Here is a 19,947-nt window from a genome sequence, read left to right as displayed (position 1 = left end):
TTAAGAGTGATAAGTTCTCAGTCAAAAGTCAGTCCATAGTTAATAGTTAATAGTTCATGGTCAATAGTCAATAGTTAACAACGTTAGACTCAGCACTTAAGTATGCAGCAACGCCATTTACTACAATAGAGCCAACCTGGCGAAAATTAACCCAGATTAAGCTCACTAATGCTTGCCATATCGGAACTAAGGACTCGCCCACCTGACTTAGCTTAACAAAACACTGCTTCTTCAGAGGTTATTTATAAAGTAAACATTAAATTCTTTGTGGGTTATTTGCATTAATAATTAATAAAAATTTTATATTTACTTGATGAATCAATGCTTAAGAACTAGCAATTATTAGACTTTACCAGCTAAATTCACCAACTGTTTGAAGTTGATAAGATACACAATATTGTTAGTATGGTCAATTTCTATCCAACCTTTTTCGTGTAGTTTTTCCATAATTTTAGTCGTTTCTTCCACACCAATTTCTGTCACTTCAGCTAAATCCTTAAAAGGAATATTCAAAATTTCCTTACCAGTTTCGGATTCATAGCCATAGCTTTCCCCTAAACTTACCAACGTATGAGCCAGTTTGACGGCAGGTGGTGAAGACCTAATTTGTAACCGTTGGTTAATTTGTCGCAATCGCCGCACCATTAATTGCAACATCCGATGATGTAACTGGGGATCTTTAAACAGTATTTGAATAAAGCGTTCTCTGGAAATACTGAGCAATTTTACGGTAGAAAGGGCAATAACATCTGTTGAACGGGGAGATTCATCCAAAATTGCCATTTCCCCAAAAAAATCGCCCTTACCCAAAATCGCTAAAGCTACAGAATCTTCTCCACAGGTACGTCTGACTTTCACCCAGCCAGAAACTACAAAGTAAACTGCGTTACCCCAAGCATCTTCCATTAAAACCGCTCTTCCGACTGGGTATTCGTGTTCAATGGCAACATTGAGCAGCCACTCTAGGGTTTGTGGATTGGCTGTACTCAACAAAGGGAAGATTTCACTAAAAACCTCGGTCTGCATGAAATATCTACTAAAAATAAATTTGGGAATGGAAAATAAAGCTAGCTATTTTTAAGTCTTAAAGCCACAATCTGGCTACAGATGAAGGCAGAAAGTTTGTAATAATTGTAACTAGAACTTGTTAAAAAGATAGTCTGTATTGTCATTACAACATAACAATTGGATAGAAAATCGCAATCAGAGGTTTTACTGACACTTTATGGGGGGGCTGGCTGAAAACCCCTAAGAAACAACAACATAGTTGCAGATTGACTCCTTCCGAGCGAGGAGTTTCAAATTGGCAGATGTTTATTTGCTGTCAGTATTTTGATTTGTTGGTCTAAATTTTCCATTAATCGGGTCAGAGCTGCAATGGCTTCTGATTCTTCTGGTTTGAGGACTGAATTGAGCAAGAGTCGTTGGTTTAATTCGTGTAATTTATGGCTGAGTTGTTGAGAAATTCCTATAACATCTTGGCTGAGATAAACTAACTGTTGCTGTTGATAGAATTTTAAAGCCGCTCCTCGTAAAACTTGTAATGTAGCTTCTTCGCCATAGCTTCCTGGCATTACTCGAATGCGTAATAACACACGCGTTTGTTGATATAAGCATTCTTTTTCTATTTGCCTTGGTTCTGCGTGTCTGGTTACAGGCAAAGCCACAAAACGCTTCAATTCATTCAGTACCCCTTGAAAAATAGATAAAGGTATATCTTCTAAGACTGATTGCAAGATACCGTTATCGCTCCAGATAATTCTTCCTTGATAAGGTTGTCTTTCTAAATACAGGCGGCCAATCCCTCCGCTTAAGACTCGCGCTAGTAATTCTTCTAGTAATTTCTTAGGTGGTAAACTTGCCAGTGATTCTATAGAGGTGAATACTTCTGGAGGGTGCAACTGCAAAACAGTCACATCGTTGAAACTCACATTTTCTTCTGGCTGATTTTTAACAGAAGGCGTAACGCTGGGAGTTTGAGCAGAACTATTTATGTTTTTTTCAGAAGGTTGATGAGTATTTGCGAAATATTTGTTTTCTAAGGATGGGGGTGTAATATCAATTCCCGCAGTTTTGTGATGGGGATGCTGTTCTAAATTAGTGTTGGTGTTTGCTTCTTCTGTCGGTTGGTTGTCCGGGGTAAATGTATTTTTGTAGCTGAGATAGACTGAGAGGATGCTGCGGTGAGTTTCGATGGGAATGTCCTGGGTCATCATTGTGTAATTGACATAGGACACAATGCGATTCACATAATCTAAAGCCCCGCTATCCTGTGGATGAACCATACCTAGCAATAGTTGCTTTTTTTCTAACCTTAAAGGCAGTATTTGGTGGTATAGACAAGCTTCAAAGGATAATAGGCTATCAATCAGTTCAAATATTTGTTCACGTTCTGGTTCTTGCTCCCAAATACTGGGAGTTGTGTGTAGCATTTCCTGTCTACTTACTCCGGTATCAGCTGCTTTACCCTCTGGAGACCACATAGGTTTGCTGGTTTGGTGTTTTTTTAATATTCTATGTTGCTCTTAGCTAGTTAGCAGTAAATAAATATACTTGTTAAATTGTTTAAAGTAAAATTAACTACCAAGTGGGGGAAGAGGGTAGGAGAGACAAGGTAGACAAGGTAGAATTTTTTAAGCATTCAGCAGTCACCACTCACCACTCACCACCGGCTAAACGCCACGCTACCGCTAACACCACTCAGCATCGGCTAAACGCCGCGTTACCGCTAACACTACTCAGCAGGCTGCTCAACGCCGCGCTACCGCTAACAGCACTCACCACTCACCACTCACCACTCACTCTTGAGTTCTGATAGCTTGCGCCGCTAGATAGACTTTTGTCCATTCACCCATAACTTGATGGGGTTTGAGTTGCAATTGTTCGGCTACGGCTTCTATAGAGTTCCCAGCTTTCCTTAAATCTAAGATTTGCTTACCTATGGGAGTTAACTTTTGATCAAGTTGCTGCCATTGGCTTGTGGTTAAACCTAAATTATTTTCTTGTAAGGAAATTGATAACCAATTATTTACGAGTTCTGGTTTATCTTTGAGGGCAAAAACACGGACAGCGTGATAGCTAATTTTTTCGCGCAGTCGGTAGATTTCTTTGATGGGCTTGTTTAGTCTCTTGGCTATTTCATCTTGGGATTTGCCTTGGAGGTAGAGTTTTAGCCAGTCTACTGCTTCGTTACCTAAGTTTTCTTGTAAATAATTGGCAAATTCTTGTTGGACTGTTTGCCGGAGTGCCTGTTGTTCTTCTATTTGCTGTGCTTCTTGATATTCTGCGATCGCCTGATTATCTACCAAGTTAACTCGATTATCGCTGTCATCGGTTAACACTTCTTCAGAAACTAGCCGTACTAAGTCACTACCAGGTACTTGGGTTAAACCACCACGTTGAGAACGGCGGAGATAGTTGACAAAACGATACACCAACAATGGTTGATTACGTACTGGTCGTAAACAATATTCTTCTGTTGTGGCAAATAATAAAGTATCTTTAAGGCGTTTATCTAGGGTAATTTCGGCAATATAGGCCATTTGTTGCTGCATATAATTATCGTTTTGCAGCAGTTCTTGCAACACTTCTTGCAAGACATCCATCACACTACGCTGGCGATCGCGACTGAGGGAAATCCAGACTTGAATTTTATTCCGTAATGTCGCTACACTCCCTAAGCGAGTGATCAGGTGGCGATAGGCGCGTTCTCGTCCTATCCCTAAGTAGCGTTGAATTAAAATCTTCCAGCGATATTCCATCGCTTGTTTAGCAATGCCAAGTTCCTTGGGGTTGAGCAGATCAAACCGTTGTAAATCACGACCTAACAGCCAGAGAACAATGCTTTCTCTAGCAGCGACACTTTGTTCTGGACACTCCGCAGCTAGCCGCTTGTGCCAAAATTGCGCTAGTTTTTCTGCTTCCGTTACCATAGCGAGATTGCGCTCCTCGAAACCCTGTTTTAAAGTTTGCATCACAACCCCCTTTCATCCCACTCAAATGATTAGCTAGCACTTGCTTGTGAGTCCTTCATCTTGATGAAGACTTTTCAGCGATTCCATTGTTATTACGTCTAAATTCACTAACTTTATGCAGGAATTTACTCAGAACTATCTTGATCGTTAGTTGGTAAGTACCGGAAATTACGGTACATCAAGCATTTCCCTGTATTTAATTCAAGTTAAAGTTTTGTATACTTTCTGTAAAAAGACATAAAAAGTAGAAGATGCGCCTTTCTGGAAAAGGGGGGGGTAAAAAATGACATTTTACGATTATTTGGAGGATTTACTGGAATTTACCTCCCCAAAGACGCTGTTTGCACCGTAAAAGTTTCATCTGACGAACTTTCCTTTGAAAATTAGAAAATTTTGTAATATTTCTTGTGCGTAGACTATCAGGCTCATTTTAATGTAGAAATCTTTTGCCCAGTTAAGGCAATAAAATCTTTAACTCAGGTTTTAAATTGCGGTGCGGGGCATTGGGCATCAACAGTTATTAGTTATCAGTTATCAGTCACTTGATAACTGTTGACTGATTTAAGTCTCCCCTGCTCCCCTGCTACTCTATACTCATCCTGTAAAGTTGCTCTAACGTCTGTTAGATGCTCGGACGATAGGGTTTTCTACAGAGTCCCGATATTGTTGAACTGCTTCGGTGTAGCCAATTGGCAGCACGGCTTCAACGTTTTCATGGGGACGGGGAATAATTACCCAAGATTCTAGAGTTCCACCATGAACTTTTTCTACAGCTTCCACCCCAGCCGCCATCGCAGTTTTAACTTCAGAAACATCTCCCCGAATATTGACGGTAAAACGCGCGCTACCTACTCTGATATACCCAACTAGGGTAACTCGGCCAGCTTTGACCATTGCGTCTGCTGCGGCTAATACAGCAGGAAAACCCTTAGTTTCTAACGCTCCAACTGCCTGTAGTGACATTAGTAATCTCCTGTATGAATAAAAGTATGAGGTCGTGGGTTTATCAGTGAATTGTACGCAGTTTTGCTACAAACTATGCTGATGAAATTGCTTAGAACATTTGGAAAGGCTCAGATTCTTGGGTGAAGTGGATGGGTAAAATAGTTTCCACGTTTTCCGGGGGATTAGGAATGATGTAATGGGTGATTACTTCACCACCGTAAGCTTGTTCACCAGCTTCAATCCCAGCTGCAACTGCTGTTTGGACTTCAGAAACATGACCCCTAACAGCAACTAACAAGCGTGCGCTTTCCGCTTGACCATAATACACCAGGGTAACTGCGGCAGATTTAACCATTGCATCTGCTGCTGCCAGCACAGCCGGAAAACCCAAAGTCTCAATAACGCCAACAGCCATTGGCATGGCATTAGCTCCTAATCAGTAATAAGTAATATTAATTTTACGAGTCTTTGTCCCTTTTTTGACAAAGGAGATATTTTTCTAGCGTTGCAGAATTTAAATGTCAAAGGTCTGAGGAGGTTTGATTTCTGCTTGACTATAATCTCATGAACGGGCTAATGTCACCTGTGCGATCGCTACCAAAGTTCAGGTAATCTGCTTAAGATACTCTTTATTATTGACTATTGACGATGTTTCCTAGTTTCTTACCTACTACCGTTGAACAACTGACAGAACCTAGCTCGATCGCTTTTGCTCAAAGTATTCAAACTCACGCGATCGCTACGCCCTTAATTAATCTACCCATAACCACAACTTATGTACGTCAAGGTAGTGGTGGTACACCAATATTATTAATTCATGGCTTCGATAGTTCTGTTTTAGAATTTCGGCGGCTTTTACCATTGCTAGCGCAAGAAAATGAAACTTGGGCAGTGGATTTATTAGGGTTTGGATTTACAGACAGACTTTCAGGCATATTATTTAACCCTATTGCTATTAAAACCCACCTGTATTATTTCTGGAAAACCCTGATTAACCAACCAGTGATTTTAGTGGGTGCATCGATGGGAGGCGCGGCGGCGATTGATTTTACTCTCACTTACCCAGAAGTTGTCAAAAAGTTAGTGTTAATTGACAGTGCTGGGTTGAAGGGGGGTTCACCGTTAACTAAATTGATGTTTCCGCCCTTGGATGCCTGGGCTACTAATTTTTTGCGGAGTCTGAAAGTACGCGATCGCGTTTCTCGTGCTGCTTATAAAGATATCACTTTAGCTTCAGTTGATGCTCTATGCTGCGGTGCATTACATCTAGAAATGACAAATTGGTCGTCGGCTTTAATTAATTTTACAAAAAGTGGCGGTTATAGTGCTTTTCGATTTAAAAAACTGGTAGAAATTCAGCAACCAACTTTGATTTTATGGGGTGATAGTGACAAAATTTTAGGAACTGAAGATGCGAAAAGATTTAAACGTGCCATTCCTCACAGTCAGTTAATTTGGATTGCGAATTGTGGTCATATACCCCATTTAGAACAGCCAAAAATCACTGCTCAACATATTCTTACTTTTTTACAATGAACCCTTTTGATACAGGACTACGAAACTACTTTACAGTGTTTGAAGGTTCATATTTACTGGCAACAGGCGCGGCAGGGCTCGAACCTGCGACAGTCCGCTTAGAAGGCGGATACTCTATCCAACTGAGTTACGCGCCCAAGTGAATACTCAGGCTTTTTTGAGAGCCATATAGACGATTATATCGTTACCTCTACTAATAAGCAATTAAAAAATTGCAGATTTACGGCTGGTAGGGCTAAGATTCTAGGCGCAAGTTAGTCAATTTAGACTAAAAACGCAACGAAGCGGCTATTAATTAGCTAGAAGTTATTTGCGTGTTGATGGCGATCACCTACACCACGTAAGTAATCGCACTATTGGCGATGTTGCCAAATCAGATTATAAATCGCATATCTACAAAGCCCCTGTAAGGAGTTATTTGCTAGTGCCATGTTTATTTTGAAACGGCAGGATGTTGAAATATCAAGCATTCAGCACCCAAAAAAGGATCAGCAAGTGCCGATTCTCCATTACCAGGGGCAGACTTTTCGCTTGATTAGTGTGTTCAAAGCTGGACAAGAAGAAGAAGCAAGAACTTTGTGGAGAGAATTAACCGATCATCGGGGTAAGGCTTGCGTCTTGTTGGAAGAACCGGAACGCTTTAGCGTTTGGGGTAAGGTACGCTTAGACCAAATAGATAATGATACTGGCGGACATAGCAAAAACGGCACTTTTATCCAGGCTAGTATTTTGCTGTTGCAAGCCGTTCACATGGATATTGAAGACTTCTTGGGGACAAAGCAAGCTTCATTATTTGAAAAAGATATTGCGGAAGTCCTGAAACAGCAGCAGTTTCCTGAGACTAGTTCTATTGAGGCTGTGAAATACTTGGTAGCTAATAACCCCCTAGAATCTGCGAAACTTCCTCCCTGGAAAGAAAATCATGTAGTTTGTTTCTTACAAGAACTACATAAACTAGGGAAAACTTATTTTGGTAATGCCAATTTTGCCCATCAAGTAGCCAATCACTTACAGGATATGCCAGAAGGAGAGCGATCGCTATTTATATCCTGGCTAAATCAATCTTCACTAAGTAAACTGTGGCATTAGCATAGAACTTGTTGCAAAACAAGTAACTATGGATAGTTGCTATTCGCTTCCAATTGTGCATATAGAAAATCTTGCAGATCAAAATTTTACCAGAGTGCATTTAGTTAAATCCTATGAATAGTTCTTACAAAAATTCACCGCCCCTGAGCAAATCCCTGTTTACTACCCAGAAAATAGTTTTGGCTAGCATTGGCTGGGGTGTGCTGGCACTGCTATACTTTTTATTATTCAGTGCCAAAGTTCCTGGATCTGATGGTGTAGAAACCCGTGCCGAGTGGTACGTAATTGGTACAAATATTTTTGAAGCGTTAGCTTATCTGGGTGCTGGGATTTTATGCTTAAGGAATTGGCGTAGTCAACAGATTGTTAGTAGTCGAAATGTCTGGCTAGCCATTGCCATAGGTATGATTTCTTATGTCCTAGGAGGGATATTTTTTGGGTACACGGAAATAGTTTTAAAAGATGAACCGGATGCGTCTATTGGCGACGTGTTTTTTGTATTAAGTTATATATCCCTAGGCGTAGGCATGATTTTAGCAGTAGCTGCTAGACGAATTAATTTAGAAAAATGGCAATGGCTCATTGTATTAGCAATTGGAGTCTTTGGTAGTTTGTTGGCATGGTGGATTTCTATGCAGCAAGCAACCAACTCAGAAGAATTGCTAGTAGTGGTTTTGAACTGGTTTTACATAGTTAGCGATGTACTGCTGTTAATTATCGCTACCATTCTGCTATTAGCTTTTTGGGGGGGGCGCGTTGCCCAATCCTGGAGAATGATTGCAGCGGCCGCGTTTTCGCTCTACATTGCAGATATGTGGTTTAAATACGCCCAGGGTCCAAATTATCAAAGTGGAGAAATCTTAGAAGTGTTTTGGGTGTTTAGTGGAGTGTTATTTGGTATGGGCGCAGCCCTAGAATATGACGCATCATTAAGCCGGACTAGGCGGGAGCGCACAAGAAAACGAGCATAGAAAACATTGGTGTCTACCGTGAGAAAATTAACAAATCCTGACAAACAAGAAATTCTCAAACTATATCGAGAGACTGCGGAAACAACCTCAACTTTAGCAGAACGCTATGACGTGAGTAACTCCACAATTAGCCGCCTGCTAAAAAGTACCTTGCCAGAAGATGAGTACGAATACCTCGTTTCATTAAAACGTGCGGCGAGGACTCCTGAAGGTAGAGCGCAAGTCAGTTATGAACAAGTACCTGCTTTTGTTCAACCAGAGCCAGAAGTACCAGCTAAAAGTCAGGAGAAACCACGTTTAAAATCTCCTGAAGTTGAGCAACCAAGGCAGGTAGAACAGCCAGTAGCGTCACCAGACCAAGAAGAGGAAGACAAGCAAATCCACCCTGTCAGAAGAGTACGGAAACGCGCTGTCACAGAAGCAGAGGTCAAACCAAAGCCCAAGCAACCAATCGTCAAGCAATTAGAAATTCCAGTAGAACAACCGCAGGAAATCACCAGTATTCCCATTCCTTTATTAGAGGATGACAAATCTGACGTAACTGCTATTGCCAGAATGCTGGGAGAAGATTTATTAGACGAGTCTGAAGATTTGGATGATGAGGAGGATTTAGAAGACGATTTAGAAGATGAAGACGATTACGAGGAGGACGAAGAGTATTTTGAACAGCCAAGACCTCTTGTAAGCAGACGTAGAATGGGAGAAATACCCGTTCAGGTCTTACCATTATCGGTAGCAGCTTTACCCAAAACTTGCTATTTGGTAATTGACCGCTCCTCGGAATTAATTACCAGACCACTCAAGGATTTTGGTGATTTAGGACAAATTCCCAGCCTGGAAAACCAGCAAAGAACTCTACCTGTGTTTGATAATCACCGAGTTGCCAAGCGTTTTTCTACCAAACGCGATCGCGTGATTAAAGTCCCTGATAGTAAGATGCTGCATAAGGCTCGCACCCATTTACAAGCCAAGGGTATTACCAGACTATTAATTGATGGTCAGGTCTATTCCTTATCTCTGGTGTAAAACAAAGTAGAGACGCTGCATCGCACCGTCTCTACAGGCTTGATTAATCATTTGCAGATATGCTTGGGCTTGTTGCCGAGATTTACTGTTTTCTTAAGTGAATTTACTGAAAAAATATTAAAGAATTAATGGTGTTAGCTCATAATTATGCCATTGACGCTGATACCATTCTGCTACTAAAGGACGAACAATAAACTGGGGTCGCTCATCGCCTTTGACATCAATTCGCACACAAGAATAAGGGCGGCGTTTATGTGAACCTTGTCCATTACGACCAAGAAAAAGATGCGATCGCGCTATTAATCTTTCTTCATTTCCCCAAGTTTCACTTAAATCTGCTCCCTCAGTACGCTGACGACGCAAACTATAACCACTACCGCCACAAACGAGCCAGTTTATATTAGCATCAGCGTGTCCAGTATCTAGAGTTTTTAGGTATTCTAAGCAATGGGCATGACCATTTAAGACTAAATCTACCAAAGGTCGCCCTTGATTGAGCGCACCTATTTCTTTAGCCACTGCATCTAGTACCCCACGCAGACGGCTGCGAATTACCAAAGTCTGCGCCTGTTGCCATTTTGTCGCCTCTGTTACATACGGTGGGTGATGAAAGTAAATTACCCTTCCTCGCACTTCTGAGTTATGCCAAGATGCAATTAATCTCTGTTTGAGCCAGTCTAATTGTTCGGTGTCAGTCTGCGGTGCTTGATCAGTGTTTAGCTGCTTGTCGATATCAACAATAATTTCCTCAATTTGGGATAATTTATAGTGAAAATCATCTAATTGTTCCGCTTCGTTAGGGTTATCGGCGTTTAATTTCGCGGAAGATTCAATAATTTGCATCTTCTCCCGTTCTAAATCTTGCTGACGACTAGCTAATATTTGGCGATCGCTATCACCTTTTTTGGTTTTTGGTAAAGGCTGCGGCTGATTAAATGTGTTGGAGTCAAGGGCAAAAAAATCAATCCCACCATAGCGAAAAGTGTAATATCGATTAGGTAAGCGGGTGAAATATCCTGGTTTATAGGCAAGAGCGCGGCCTGTGTCGGTGGTAGCGGTGTAGTGTTGATCTAAATGGTGGGGTAATTCTCCTGGTAGGCGAAACCTTTGGAGATAGTCGAGAAAAGCCTTAGCGTAAGCATTCCCAACCCCTGAACCATGCAAACCAATATCTATATCTAAGCGCGATCGCAATATGTATCGCATCGGTAAAGTTGACACCGATAGCAAACTCAACAATAGCGGTAACTCATAGTAATCATGATTACCAGGAACGGGGAGGACTGGTAACTTAAACACCATATCGTCGTAAGCAACCTTTTTAGGATGCTCCCCACCCACAAGTAATTCTCGGTAAGGTTGAATAAAATTTTGGTGATAATATTCACTCGACCCTACCAAATAAATTACATCTCCTGTGTGTAGCAAAAAACGACATTCCTGATGATGGGGTAACATCAATTCTGCTACCTCTCGTTGGGGGTTGTGTCCCTTATGTTTACCAGAACCACTATCACCCACGACTAAAAAAGAGAATTCCCTCTCATCAGCTTGTCCATCCTCCAGACATAGACGAGTTTGATCAATCTTCCGTTCTAAAATTAACGAGTCTTGCCAACGTACCCGTTGCTGCATCTTCCGGATTTTCTTAGCTATTGGAGGATCGTGGACGAGTTTCAATTGAATTTACTCCTTTTTAGTGATGGGGAGTGGGAATCAGAGAGGTTTGAACGAGAATGTTTTAGTTCTAAATAAGAATATCTTAGTTCTAAGCGAGAATATTCTTGTTTGAAATGAAAACATTCTATGTCTAGATAAGAATATTCCTGTTTGAAATGAAAATACTCTAGTTCTGCGTGAGAATATTTCGGTTCTAAATGAGGACATTTTAGTTCAGAACTCAAATATTTATGTTTATAATGATCAATCTCACATTTTTAAACTAAAGTTTGAACCTCTAATCTCCATTTTCCACTTACCACTCCCTCACTCTTTCATTTCAATCTGCAAATTCGGCAGCCCTTCCAGTTTCTCTAGTAGTTTCTCTTCGGGTATTGATGGGACAAATACCTTTAAAGCTGCGGGAACACATTTAATTTCAATTGGCGTTGTGCCGGCTACTTCACCGTCAACCACTACCTTTTGTGGCGGAACAGTCGTGATTTTAAATTGTTTAGCTCGTAAATAGCCAATATCATCTCGTTCGGCGGCATTTCCAGCAGAGGCGGTTTGAAACAAATGATAGGTAGCTGCGATCGCTCCTGCTTTGTTATTAGGAGCTACAATTGTCAAATCTAGTAACCCATCATCATAAATAATCCCAGCCGGCCCCTGTGCTAACACTGAAGTTGGGGGTGCTGCATTAGCCACCGTTACCGCCGAAGCACTAGTTTTAATAATTTTGTCTTCAGTTTCAATCTCGACATCAAAGATTTCTAACTCTCTTAGCTGTTGAATACCGGCGAGGACATACGCCATCATCCCAAAGCGTTTTTTAGCATCCCTGTCTGCCATTTCCACAGTTTCTGCCTCGAAACCAATCCCTGCTAATAGAATCATCGGCAGATCATTACAATAGGCAATGTCTATATCACGGGTGATGCCTTGTAAAATTATCCGACAAGCCACATCAATAGCATCAGGTATTCCTAAAGCTGCGGCAAAAGCGTTAGCCGTTCCCCGTGAAATAATCCCGAAGGGAATATCAGTACCCGCCACAGCCAAAGCCGCCGCCGATAAAGTCCCATCCCCTCCAGAAGCAATAATTAAATCTACTCCCTGCTGGATTGCCGCCTTTGCTAACTCATCGCCGCCAATCTCTTCTGTTGTCAAGTAAATATCTAAAGTAATTTCCGGTTCTAATATTGCCCGAATTTGTGCCAATTCCAACTCTGGATTACCCTGTCCAGCCACCGGGTTAAAAATAAGGCAAGCGGAACGACTCATAAAAATGACAGATTATTTAGTTGCTAAAAGCATAGATCCTAAAATTACCATTTCTACAAAATTTCGACTTCTTTCTCTTGGCAGTAATTTGAGATACTCAACCGCAGAAACTTCACAAAAAAGTGCCAAGACCCTCAGATACTCTCTGCGTGAACGCGTAGCGTATCCGTAGGATTCACCCCGAAGGGTACGCGGAGCGTCTGTCTATGACACGCTCCGCGTACAGGTAGGGAAACCCACCCATGCAAGTGTCCGCCTTTGCGTAAGCTTTTACTTGTTTACCAACGCAGCACTCACTACTCACTACTTACTACTCATTACTCATTACTCAGCACTCAGCACTCTCTAAGAAGCTACTTGAGCCGCAGTCCGAGTTCGTCGTCTTCTACCGTCAGCAACCTTCACGGGTGGCTCATCTGGGATTTGCATCAACAAAGTTACAGAAGGCTGACATTGTAATTCCCGTCGAATAGAACGGTGCAATTCACGCTCCAAAGTACCTTGCAATCCACCCCAGTCTACATCCGGTTTCTCGCCATCTCCAGTGACAAACTCTGACCAACGCACATTGAGAATTTCTTCAATGCGCTGTTGTACCCATTTCTGCACGAGGGATCGGTCTACACTTGTCACCACACCTCGTAGGTGAACTTCTGGCTTGGCCATTAATTTACCTTGCCAATCAATAGCGGCAGCAATAGTCACAATTCCTTCTTCTGCCATGCGTTGCCTTTCTTGGAGAACTTTAGCACTGACCATACCAGAGCTTGTAGTATCCACCAATTCGATACCCGATGGTACTTTCCCTGCTACACGAATGGAGTCTTCTGTTAGTTCGATCACATCCCCATTCTGAATAATCACCATGTTCTCTTCTGGTATACCCATCTTCTGCGCTGTTTGGGAGTGTTTCACCAGCATCCGATGTTCACCGTGGAATGGCACAAAGAACTTGGGTCGAGTTAAGGCAATCATCAGCTTTTGTTCTTCCTGACAACCGTGGCCAGAAACGTGAATACCTTGATCTCTTCCATAGACAACTTTTGCTCCCTGAATCATCAACTTATCGATGGTGTTGACAACAGCAATGGTATTGCCAGGAATGGGGTTGGCAGAGAAAACAACTGTGTCTCCCTGACGAATTTTAATGTGGGGGTGTTCTTTGTTAGCAATCCGGGTCATGGCTGCCATTGTCTCACCTTGAGAACCTGTAGTGAGAATCAGCACATTTTCATCGGGAAGACCGCGAACTGTATGTAAGGGTTGAAACAGTTTATCTTCACACTTGATATAACCCAGATTACGGGCGTGGGCAATTAGATTCAGCATGGAACGCCCGACCACTGTCACCACACGATTATGCTTTCTAGCCAGTTGCAAAATCATGTTGATGCGATGCACGCTCGAAGCAAAGGTAGTGACAAATAATCGACCAGTTGCTTGACCGAAGACTCGATCCAGGTTAGGAAAAACCGCCGCTTCCGAAGGGGTGAATCCCGGTACTTCGGAGTTAGTCGAATCGCTTAACAGACAAAGTACACCTTTTTCGCCGTGTTCTGCCAGGCGTTGCAAGTCAAATTTCTCACCATCAACAGGGGTGTGGTCAATTTTAAAATCCCCGGTGTGAATCACGACACCCAAGGGAGTGTGAATAGCGACGGTGAAGCTATCAGCAATGGAGTGGGTGTTGCGGATGTATTCTGCAAAGAAGTGTTTGCCAATTCTTACCACATCACGGGGAAGGACTGTTCTTAATTCTGTGCGATCGCGCACACCAGCTTCTTCTAATTTCCCCTCTAACATGGCCATGGCGAGTCTTGGCCCATGAATTACAGGAATGTCAAATTGTTTGAGGTGGAAAGCAATCCCCCCGATATGATCTTCATGACCATGAGTTACGATCATGCCTTTAATTTTGTGGCGATTTTCCCGCAGATAGGTAGTATCTGGGAGAACTATATTCACTCCGTGCATCGCCTCGGTGGGGAAAGCCAATCCTGCATCTAATAAGACGATTTCATCATCGTATTCAAAAACGCAGGTATTTTTACCAATTTCATGTAAACCGCCCAATGGAATAATTTTTAGGGTAGGGGTAGATTCGTTTTTAACCATTTTCTCCTGAGGTTGTTTGTTGTTTTAGGGTTAATAAATTCAAACTTATTAATCTTGTATGAATGACAACAATGAGCCTGCTGTTTGTCAGCAGCCAAATTTTCATTAAATATGTAATTTTTGATTCAATAAAAAGGAATTTACATTGAATAATTCATTCTATATTTATTAAATTTTTCAACAGGCGTTGCCATAGAAATTTAGTCACAATTATGCCGATTTAATCGATATACAGTTTTGACAAATAGTAATAATTAGCAAAGACCGCAATAATGATAATTATGATTACATTAATTCGAGTTTTTTCATGACTACTGCTAATTTTTCACTAACACTAGGGTCAGTGTCGCATAATGGCAGACGAGTCGTGCCAACCTCCCAACCTTGAAGTTTTAGTGCCTGTTTAATAGGGATAGGATTTGTAGAGAGAAATAATGCTTTAAACAATGGGAAACATCGTAGATGAATTTTACTAGCAATTTCCACTTGACCTGCATCAAAAGCTTGAATCATCTGTTGGATTTGGTTGCCTACCAGATGAGAGGCTACACTTACAACACCCTTAGCCCCGATCGCTAACAAGGGCAGGGTTAACGAATCATCTCCAGCGTAAATCCGAAACTCTCTTGGTGTCAACCTGCGGATTTCACTGGCTTGGTCGAGATTGCCACTAGCTTCTTTAATGCCTACTATATTCTCAATTTCAGCTAACTGTACAACTGTCTCTGGAGAGAGATTTTGACCAGTACGGCCGGGAATATTGTACAACAATATCGGTGAATCGGGACACGCTTGGGCGATCGCCTGAAAATGCTGGTACAGTCCTGCCTGTGGCGGTTTGTTGTAGTAAGGTACAACTTGTAAAGTACCATGTACACCTATTTTAGCTGCTTTTTGTGTCGCTGCGATCGCTTCTTTGGTGGAATTAGATCCACAGCCAGCGATTACTTTAGCTTTGCCTGCTACTGCTTGCAAAACTTCCACAAACAACTGGTATTCTTCATCCCAACTCAAAGTAGGAGATTCCCCAGTTGTACCACACACCACCAATGTATCTGTACCGTTATCAGCTAAATGCGCTGCTAGTTCTGCCGCTACAGCATAGTTTACACTACCGTCCGCTTTGAACGGTGTAATCATAGCGGTTAAAACTCTACCAAAATCTCCCACCCTTTTTTACTCCTAACTACCTTTTTATATTTTTGTGTCTTGGTGGTTTTTATTGTAATAACCTATTTATGAGTTGTTTACAAGATTTATAGTGCTGTTAGCCGTAGCGCGGCGTTTAAGCGGTGTTGAATAATGGGTACTAGTTTTTCTCTCCTAAACCCCTACTCCCTTACACCCCTAAGAAACATATGCCTTAGCTGGTTGGAGTAAGTTTTTCTCTACTAACAACTCCGCAATTTGGACTGCATTCAATGCCGCACCTTTGCGAATTTGGTCGCCACATAGCCACAGTTCCAAGCCACAGGGATGAGAAATGTCTTGACGAATTCTCCCGACTAACACTTCATCTCGACCACTGGCTTCTATAGGCATGGGAAAATAATTTTTGCCCCAGTCTTCTACTAATTTTACTCCAGGAGCGTGACTTAAGATTTCCCTGGCTGCTTCTGGGGGAAATGGTTCAGCGAACTCTAGATTAATTGCTTCCGAATGCGCCCGCAATACGGGAACCCGTACACAGGTGGCAGAAATTCTAATTTGTTGTGCGTCAAAAATTTTGCGGGTTTCGTTGACCATTTTCATTTCTTCCTCACAATATCCCGAATCTGTCATAGGGGAGTTATGGGGAAATAAGTTAAATGCTAATGGGTAGGGTAAAACTTCCGCAACTGGTGATTCTCCTTGGAGAATGGCACTACTTTGGATTTTGACTTCTTCCATTGCTTTCGCGCCTGCACCGCTAGCAGATTGATAGGTAGCGGCGATGATACGCTGCACGGGTTTGATTTGATGTAAAGGCCAAACTGCCAAGGTCATCAAAATCGTGGTGCAGTTAGGGTTTGCAATAATCCCTTTGTGGTTGGCGGCGGCTTGGGGGTTGACTTCTGGGACTACTAGGGGAACTTCCGGGTGCATACGGAAAGCACTAGAGTTATCGATGACAACTGCGCCTTTTTCCACTGCGACTTTTGCCCAAGCTTTGGATGTCGAACCACCAGCACTAGCTAGGACTATATCAACATTTTCCAAAGCGCGATCGCTTACTAGCTCTACTGGGATATTTTCGCCTTTAAACGGGAGCGATCGCCCCACACTTCTAGCTGATGCCAATAATTTTAAATCCGCTACTGGAAAATTCCGGCTTGCCAGCAATTCCAGCAATTCTGTGCCTACAGCACCAGTTGCTCCCAAAATAGCTACACGATACAACTTTGACAAACTGATTTCCTCCTTCTAAGAGGTTATGGATAATCTATCTTTTGGTAAGATCGAGGATTAAATAGCAGTAACAGAGGTTAAATTATTTTTTTATCTCACTGAATATTTTTGACAGATAAAAATATTGTTTCAATTACATGACATAAGTTAATAGTAAAGTTTACTGTATTTCTGGCTGAAATTTCCCACTAAAATCAAAAAATTAAGTACATTGTACAATGACCTGCTCTAAAGCAGAAAATCTATAGTAGCTTAAACAAAGTCTGTGGGTAATTTCCTCCAGTAAAGTTATAGCGGTAAAGTGTCCAGTCTTTTGCCATTGGCAGTACACTGGATCTCTACTGAAAGGCAGGAAATATGCCTTGTAGATACCTCCCATTCTACCCAAGAGACATCAAATCCAGAAGCGGTAAATCGCATCTTGTGTGTACTTGGAGTCACAAACACCAGAAAATTTAGAGACGAAGCATGAAAGTTACCCAGGAAAAACTTCCCGCTAGCCAAATTGGGCTGGAAATAGAGATTACACCAGAAAGCACTCAGCAAACTTACGAACAGGTTATAAGAAACTTAGCCAAAACCATCAATATTCCTGGGTTTCGTAAAGGCAAAGTACCTAGGCACATATTGTTACAGCAATTGGGCAATACTCGCATAAAAGCTGCCGCACTGGAAGAATTAATCCAAGATGGGATTGAAAAAGCGGTAAAACAAGAATCCATCGAAGCAATTGGTCAACCCCGTTTGCGCTCTTCTTTTGATGATTTAATCAATAACTACGAACCAGGAAAACCCCTGATCTTTACGGCGGCAGTTGATGTCAAACCAGAAGTTAACATAGCGCAGTACACAGGGCTGGAAGCTAAAGCTGAAGAAATTAAGCATGACTCCAATCGGGTAGACGAGGTTCTAGAAAAAGAACGTCAGCAAATGGCCACATTAATTCCCGTAGAAGGCCGTGCAGCCCAAATGGGTGATGTAGCTGTAGTAGATTTTCAAGGTGTCATCGCCAAACCTGAAGATGCAGACCCAGAAGTCGAACCAGAACCAATTCCTGGCGGCGAAGCTAGTGATTTTCAAGTAGAGTTAGAAGAAGATAAATTTATTCCTGGTTTTGTTTCTGGCATGATGGGGATGAATCCTGGAGAAACCAGAGAAGTGTCGGCGCAATTCCCAGACCCCTATGTCAACCAAGAATTAGCCGGGAAACCAGCAATTTTTACGATCACACTCAAAGAACTCAAAGAAAAAGAACTCCCACAACTAGATGATGACTTCGCCCAAGAAGTCAGCGACTTCGACACCTTAGAAGCCTTGCGTGCGTCTTTAGATGAGCGATATCAAAAAGAAGCAGAGGAAAAAACCAAAGCAAATAAGCAAGAAGCCCTGGTAAACGAATTAGTTAAGCACGTAGAAGTCGATTTACCCGAAACCCTGATCGACCAAGAAATCGACACAATGCTGACACAAACAGCAATTAAGCTGTCGCAGCAGGGTTTAGATGTGAGGAAGTTATTTACCGAAGATATCATTCCGCAGTTACGGGAGCGATCGCGCGATGAAGCCATCGAACGCCTCAAGCGGTCTGTAGCTTTACAAGAAGTCTCTAAACGCGAGTCAATTTCACTAACTCCCGAAGAAATCGAAGCCAGAGTTACAGAACTATTAGAGCAGTATGCAGAAGAAGAGATTGACGAAGACAGACTGCGCTCTGTAGTAGAAAACGAAATGTTAACCGAAAAAATTATGGATTGGCTGTTAGACCATTCTACAGTGGAACTTGTACCGGAAGGTTCATTGTCCAACGCAGAGGAAGCTACAGAAACAACTGAACCTGAGACTGAGGCAGAAACATCAGAATCTACAACAGAATCAGGAGTGTAGGGGTGTAGGGGTGTAGGGGTATAAGAGTTAGGAAAATGATGATTTGTGGCTTGGTTTTACACACATCACTCATTTATTAATGAAAAACCTCGACTTGTCAGGGGTGACAACCCTTCGCACAACCGACAAAGACTGGGTTATAAATGCTAAATGAGGAATTGAGTAAATAGACCTATTTTTCTCTGCCCTATGCCCCATTCCCAATAAATAACAAGATTTGTGATCTTACTTGCCTGATACCCTGCTACACGAGAAGAATATAGATGAGGCATAATACACATAGGTAAAATCAAAATTTACTCTATTTCATATCTAGCAGCGATCGCTAGCACAATATCTGTAATCAACCTATCTTTAAAAGTTCTCCTATGCTTGTATCGCAGTCGGCAAACTACCCAATCAGCAGTTTAAGTCAAATCGGAGGAATTTACTCCAATTTGCATGGTATTAGCAATATTGTGCCTATGGTCGTGGAACAATCGGGCATGGGAGAAAGGGCTTTTGACATCTACTCCCGTCTACTGCGAGAGCGAATTATATTTCTGGGAACACCCATCGATGATGCCGTAGCTAACACAATTGTTGCCCAGTTGTTGTTCTTAGATGCTGAAGATTCAGAAAAAGACATACAACTTTACATTAACTCTCCTGGCGGTGCTGTCTACGCAGGCATGGCAATCTATGATACAATTCAGCAGATCCGTCCCGATGTTGTTACCATATGTTTTGGATTAGCCGCAAGCATGGGGGCATTCTTGCTAACAGCCGGAACTCAGGGTAAACGTATGTCTCTACCTGATTCCCGCATCATGATTCACCAACCCCTAGGTGGCGCACAAGGTCAAGCAATTGACATAGAAATCCAAGCCAGAGAAATTCTTTATATTAAGGGTATGTTGAATCAGTTATTGGCTCAACACACTGGTCAACCCTTAGAAAGAATTGAAACAGACACTGACCGCGACTTCTTTATGTCGGCAGAAGAAGCAAAAAACTACGGTTTGATCGATCAAGTCATCTCCAGACAAAATCTTCCCACCGCAGGGGAAAATGTCACCATTGTCAAATAAGAG

Annotated in this window: 16 protein-coding genes and 1 tRNA gene; 6 read left to right on the top strand and 11 right to left on the bottom strand. The window is 42.0% G+C overall.

Features of this window, described 5'->3' with window-relative positions; all coding sequences use genetic code 11:
• Window positions 1-342: 342 nt before the first annotated feature.
• From VB693_RS21675 to VB693_RS21655, 5 genes are all read right to left on the bottom strand, one after another.
• Window positions 343-1,026, bottom strand: coding sequence for a Crp/Fnr family transcriptional regulator (locus tag VB693_RS21675; RefSeq protein ID WP_190699191.1), 684 nt, complete (start codon window positions 1,024-1,026; stop codon window positions 343-345).
• A gap of 272 nt (window positions 1,027-1,298) precedes the next feature.
• On the bottom strand, window positions 1,299-2,483 hold the full coding sequence (locus tag VB693_RS21670) for a pilus assembly protein PilB (RefSeq protein WP_323268064.1): 1,185 nt from the start codon (window positions 2,481-2,483) through the stop codon (window positions 1,299-1,301).
• A gap of 315 nt (window positions 2,484-2,798) precedes the next feature.
• A complete protein-coding gene (locus VB693_RS21665) occupies window positions 2,799-3,974 on the bottom strand; it encodes a HetZ-related protein 2 (RefSeq protein ID WP_323268063.1) in 1,176 nt (391 codons plus the stop codon).
• Between the two features lie 612 nt (window positions 3,975-4,586).
• A complete protein-coding gene (locus VB693_RS21660) occupies window positions 4,587-4,937 on the bottom strand; it encodes a carbon dioxide-concentrating mechanism protein CcmK (RefSeq protein ID WP_190699202.1) in 351 nt (116 codons plus the stop codon).
• A 91-nt stretch (window positions 4,938-5,028) separates the two neighbouring features.
• Entirely contained in the window at window positions 5,029-5,340 is a 312-nt protein-coding gene (locus VB693_RS21655; protein WP_190699205.1) for a carbon dioxide-concentrating mechanism protein CcmK, read from the bottom strand.
• 227 nt (window positions 5,341-5,567) lie between these two features.
• Here VB693_RS21655 and VB693_RS21650 point away from each other — a divergent pair, with 227 nt between their 5' ends.
• The gene (locus VB693_RS21650) at window positions 5,568-6,455 is read left to right on the top strand and encodes an alpha/beta hydrolase (protein WP_323268062.1); all 888 of its coding nucleotides are present in this window, start codon (window positions 5,568-5,570) and stop codon (window positions 6,453-6,455) included.
• 63 nt (window positions 6,456-6,518) lie between these two features.
• On the opposite strand, the gene VB693_RS21645 is transcribed toward VB693_RS21650, so the two are convergent.
• Window positions 6,519-6,592 (bottom strand) — tRNA-Arg (locus VB693_RS21645).
• A 292-nt stretch (window positions 6,593-6,884) separates the two neighbouring features.
• Here VB693_RS21645 and VB693_RS21640 point away from each other — a divergent pair.
• The 3 genes from VB693_RS21640 (at window position 6,885) to VB693_RS21630 (ending at window position 9,541) form a co-directional block, all read left to right on the top strand.
• Entirely contained in the window at window positions 6,885-7,544 is a 660-nt protein-coding gene (locus tag VB693_RS21640) for an Npun_F0813 family protein (protein ID WP_323268061.1), read from the top strand.
• A gap of 113 nt (window positions 7,545-7,657) precedes the next feature.
• Complete coding sequence (locus tag VB693_RS21635) at window positions 7,658-8,515, top strand: hypothetical protein (protein WP_323268060.1); 858 nt, start codon at window positions 7,658-7,660, stop codon at window positions 8,513-8,515.
• A gap of 18 nt (window positions 8,516-8,533) precedes the next feature.
• Window positions 8,534-9,541: a transposase gene (locus VB693_RS21630; RefSeq protein WP_323268059.1), complete on the top strand. Its 1,008-nt coding sequence runs from the start codon at window positions 8,534-8,536 to the stop codon at window positions 9,539-9,541.
• 117 nt (window positions 9,542-9,658) lie between these two features.
• Here the strand turns inward: VB693_RS21630 and VB693_RS21625 are convergent, their stop codons facing one another.
• The 5 genes from VB693_RS21625 to VB693_RS21605 all read right to left on the bottom strand — a co-directional run bounded on the left by VB693_RS21625 (window position 9,659) and on the right by VB693_RS21605 (window position 16,990).
• Complete coding sequence (locus VB693_RS21625; protein WP_323268058.1) at window positions 9,659-11,221, bottom strand: metallophosphoesterase; 1,563 nt, start codon at window positions 11,219-11,221, stop codon at window positions 9,659-9,661.
• Window positions 11,222-11,527: 306 nt separating this feature from the next.
• Window positions 11,528-12,487: a YegS/Rv2252/BmrU family lipid kinase gene (locus VB693_RS21620; RefSeq protein WP_323268057.1), complete on the bottom strand. Its 960-nt coding sequence runs from the start codon at window positions 12,485-12,487 to the stop codon at window positions 11,528-11,530.
• Between the two features lie 345 nt (window positions 12,488-12,832).
• The gene (locus VB693_RS21615) at window positions 12,833-14,602 is read right to left on the bottom strand and encodes a ribonuclease J (RefSeq protein ID WP_323268056.1); all 1,770 of its coding nucleotides are present in this window, start codon (window positions 14,600-14,602) and stop codon (window positions 12,833-12,835) included.
• A gap of 285 nt (window positions 14,603-14,887) precedes the next feature.
• Window positions 14,888-15,772 (bottom strand): 4-hydroxy-tetrahydrodipicolinate synthase, encoded by an 885-nt coding sequence (dapA, locus tag VB693_RS21610; protein ID WP_190699229.1) that lies wholly within the window; start codon window positions 15,770-15,772, stop codon window positions 14,888-14,890.
• Between the two features lie 177 nt (window positions 15,773-15,949).
• On the bottom strand, window positions 15,950-16,990 hold the full coding sequence (locus tag VB693_RS21605; RefSeq protein ID WP_323268055.1) for an aspartate-semialdehyde dehydrogenase: 1,041 nt from the start codon (window positions 16,988-16,990) through the stop codon (window positions 15,950-15,952).
• Window positions 16,991-17,458: 468 nt separating this feature from the next.
• Between VB693_RS21605 and tig the strand changes: the two genes are divergently transcribed.
• Both tig and clpP read left to right on the top strand, forming a co-directional pair.
• On the top strand, window positions 17,459-18,874 hold the full coding sequence (tig, locus tag VB693_RS21600; RefSeq protein ID WP_323268054.1) for a trigger factor: 1,416 nt from the start codon (window positions 17,459-17,461) through the stop codon (window positions 18,872-18,874).
• 368 nt (window positions 18,875-19,242) lie between these two features.
• The gene (gene clpP, locus VB693_RS21595) at window positions 19,243-19,944 is read left to right on the top strand and encodes an ATP-dependent Clp endopeptidase proteolytic subunit ClpP (RefSeq protein ID WP_190699237.1); all 702 of its coding nucleotides are present in this window, start codon (window positions 19,243-19,245) and stop codon (window positions 19,942-19,944) included.
• Window positions 19,945-19,947: the final 3 nt, after the last annotated feature.

It is taken from the genome of Anabaena sp. UHCC 0399 (genome assembly GCF_034931465.1).
Classification (GTDB): domain Bacteria; phylum Cyanobacteriota; class Cyanobacteriia; order Cyanobacteriales; family Nostocaceae; genus Trichormus; species Trichormus minutissimus.
This window is presented reverse-complemented; position numbering and strand designations above follow the sequence as displayed.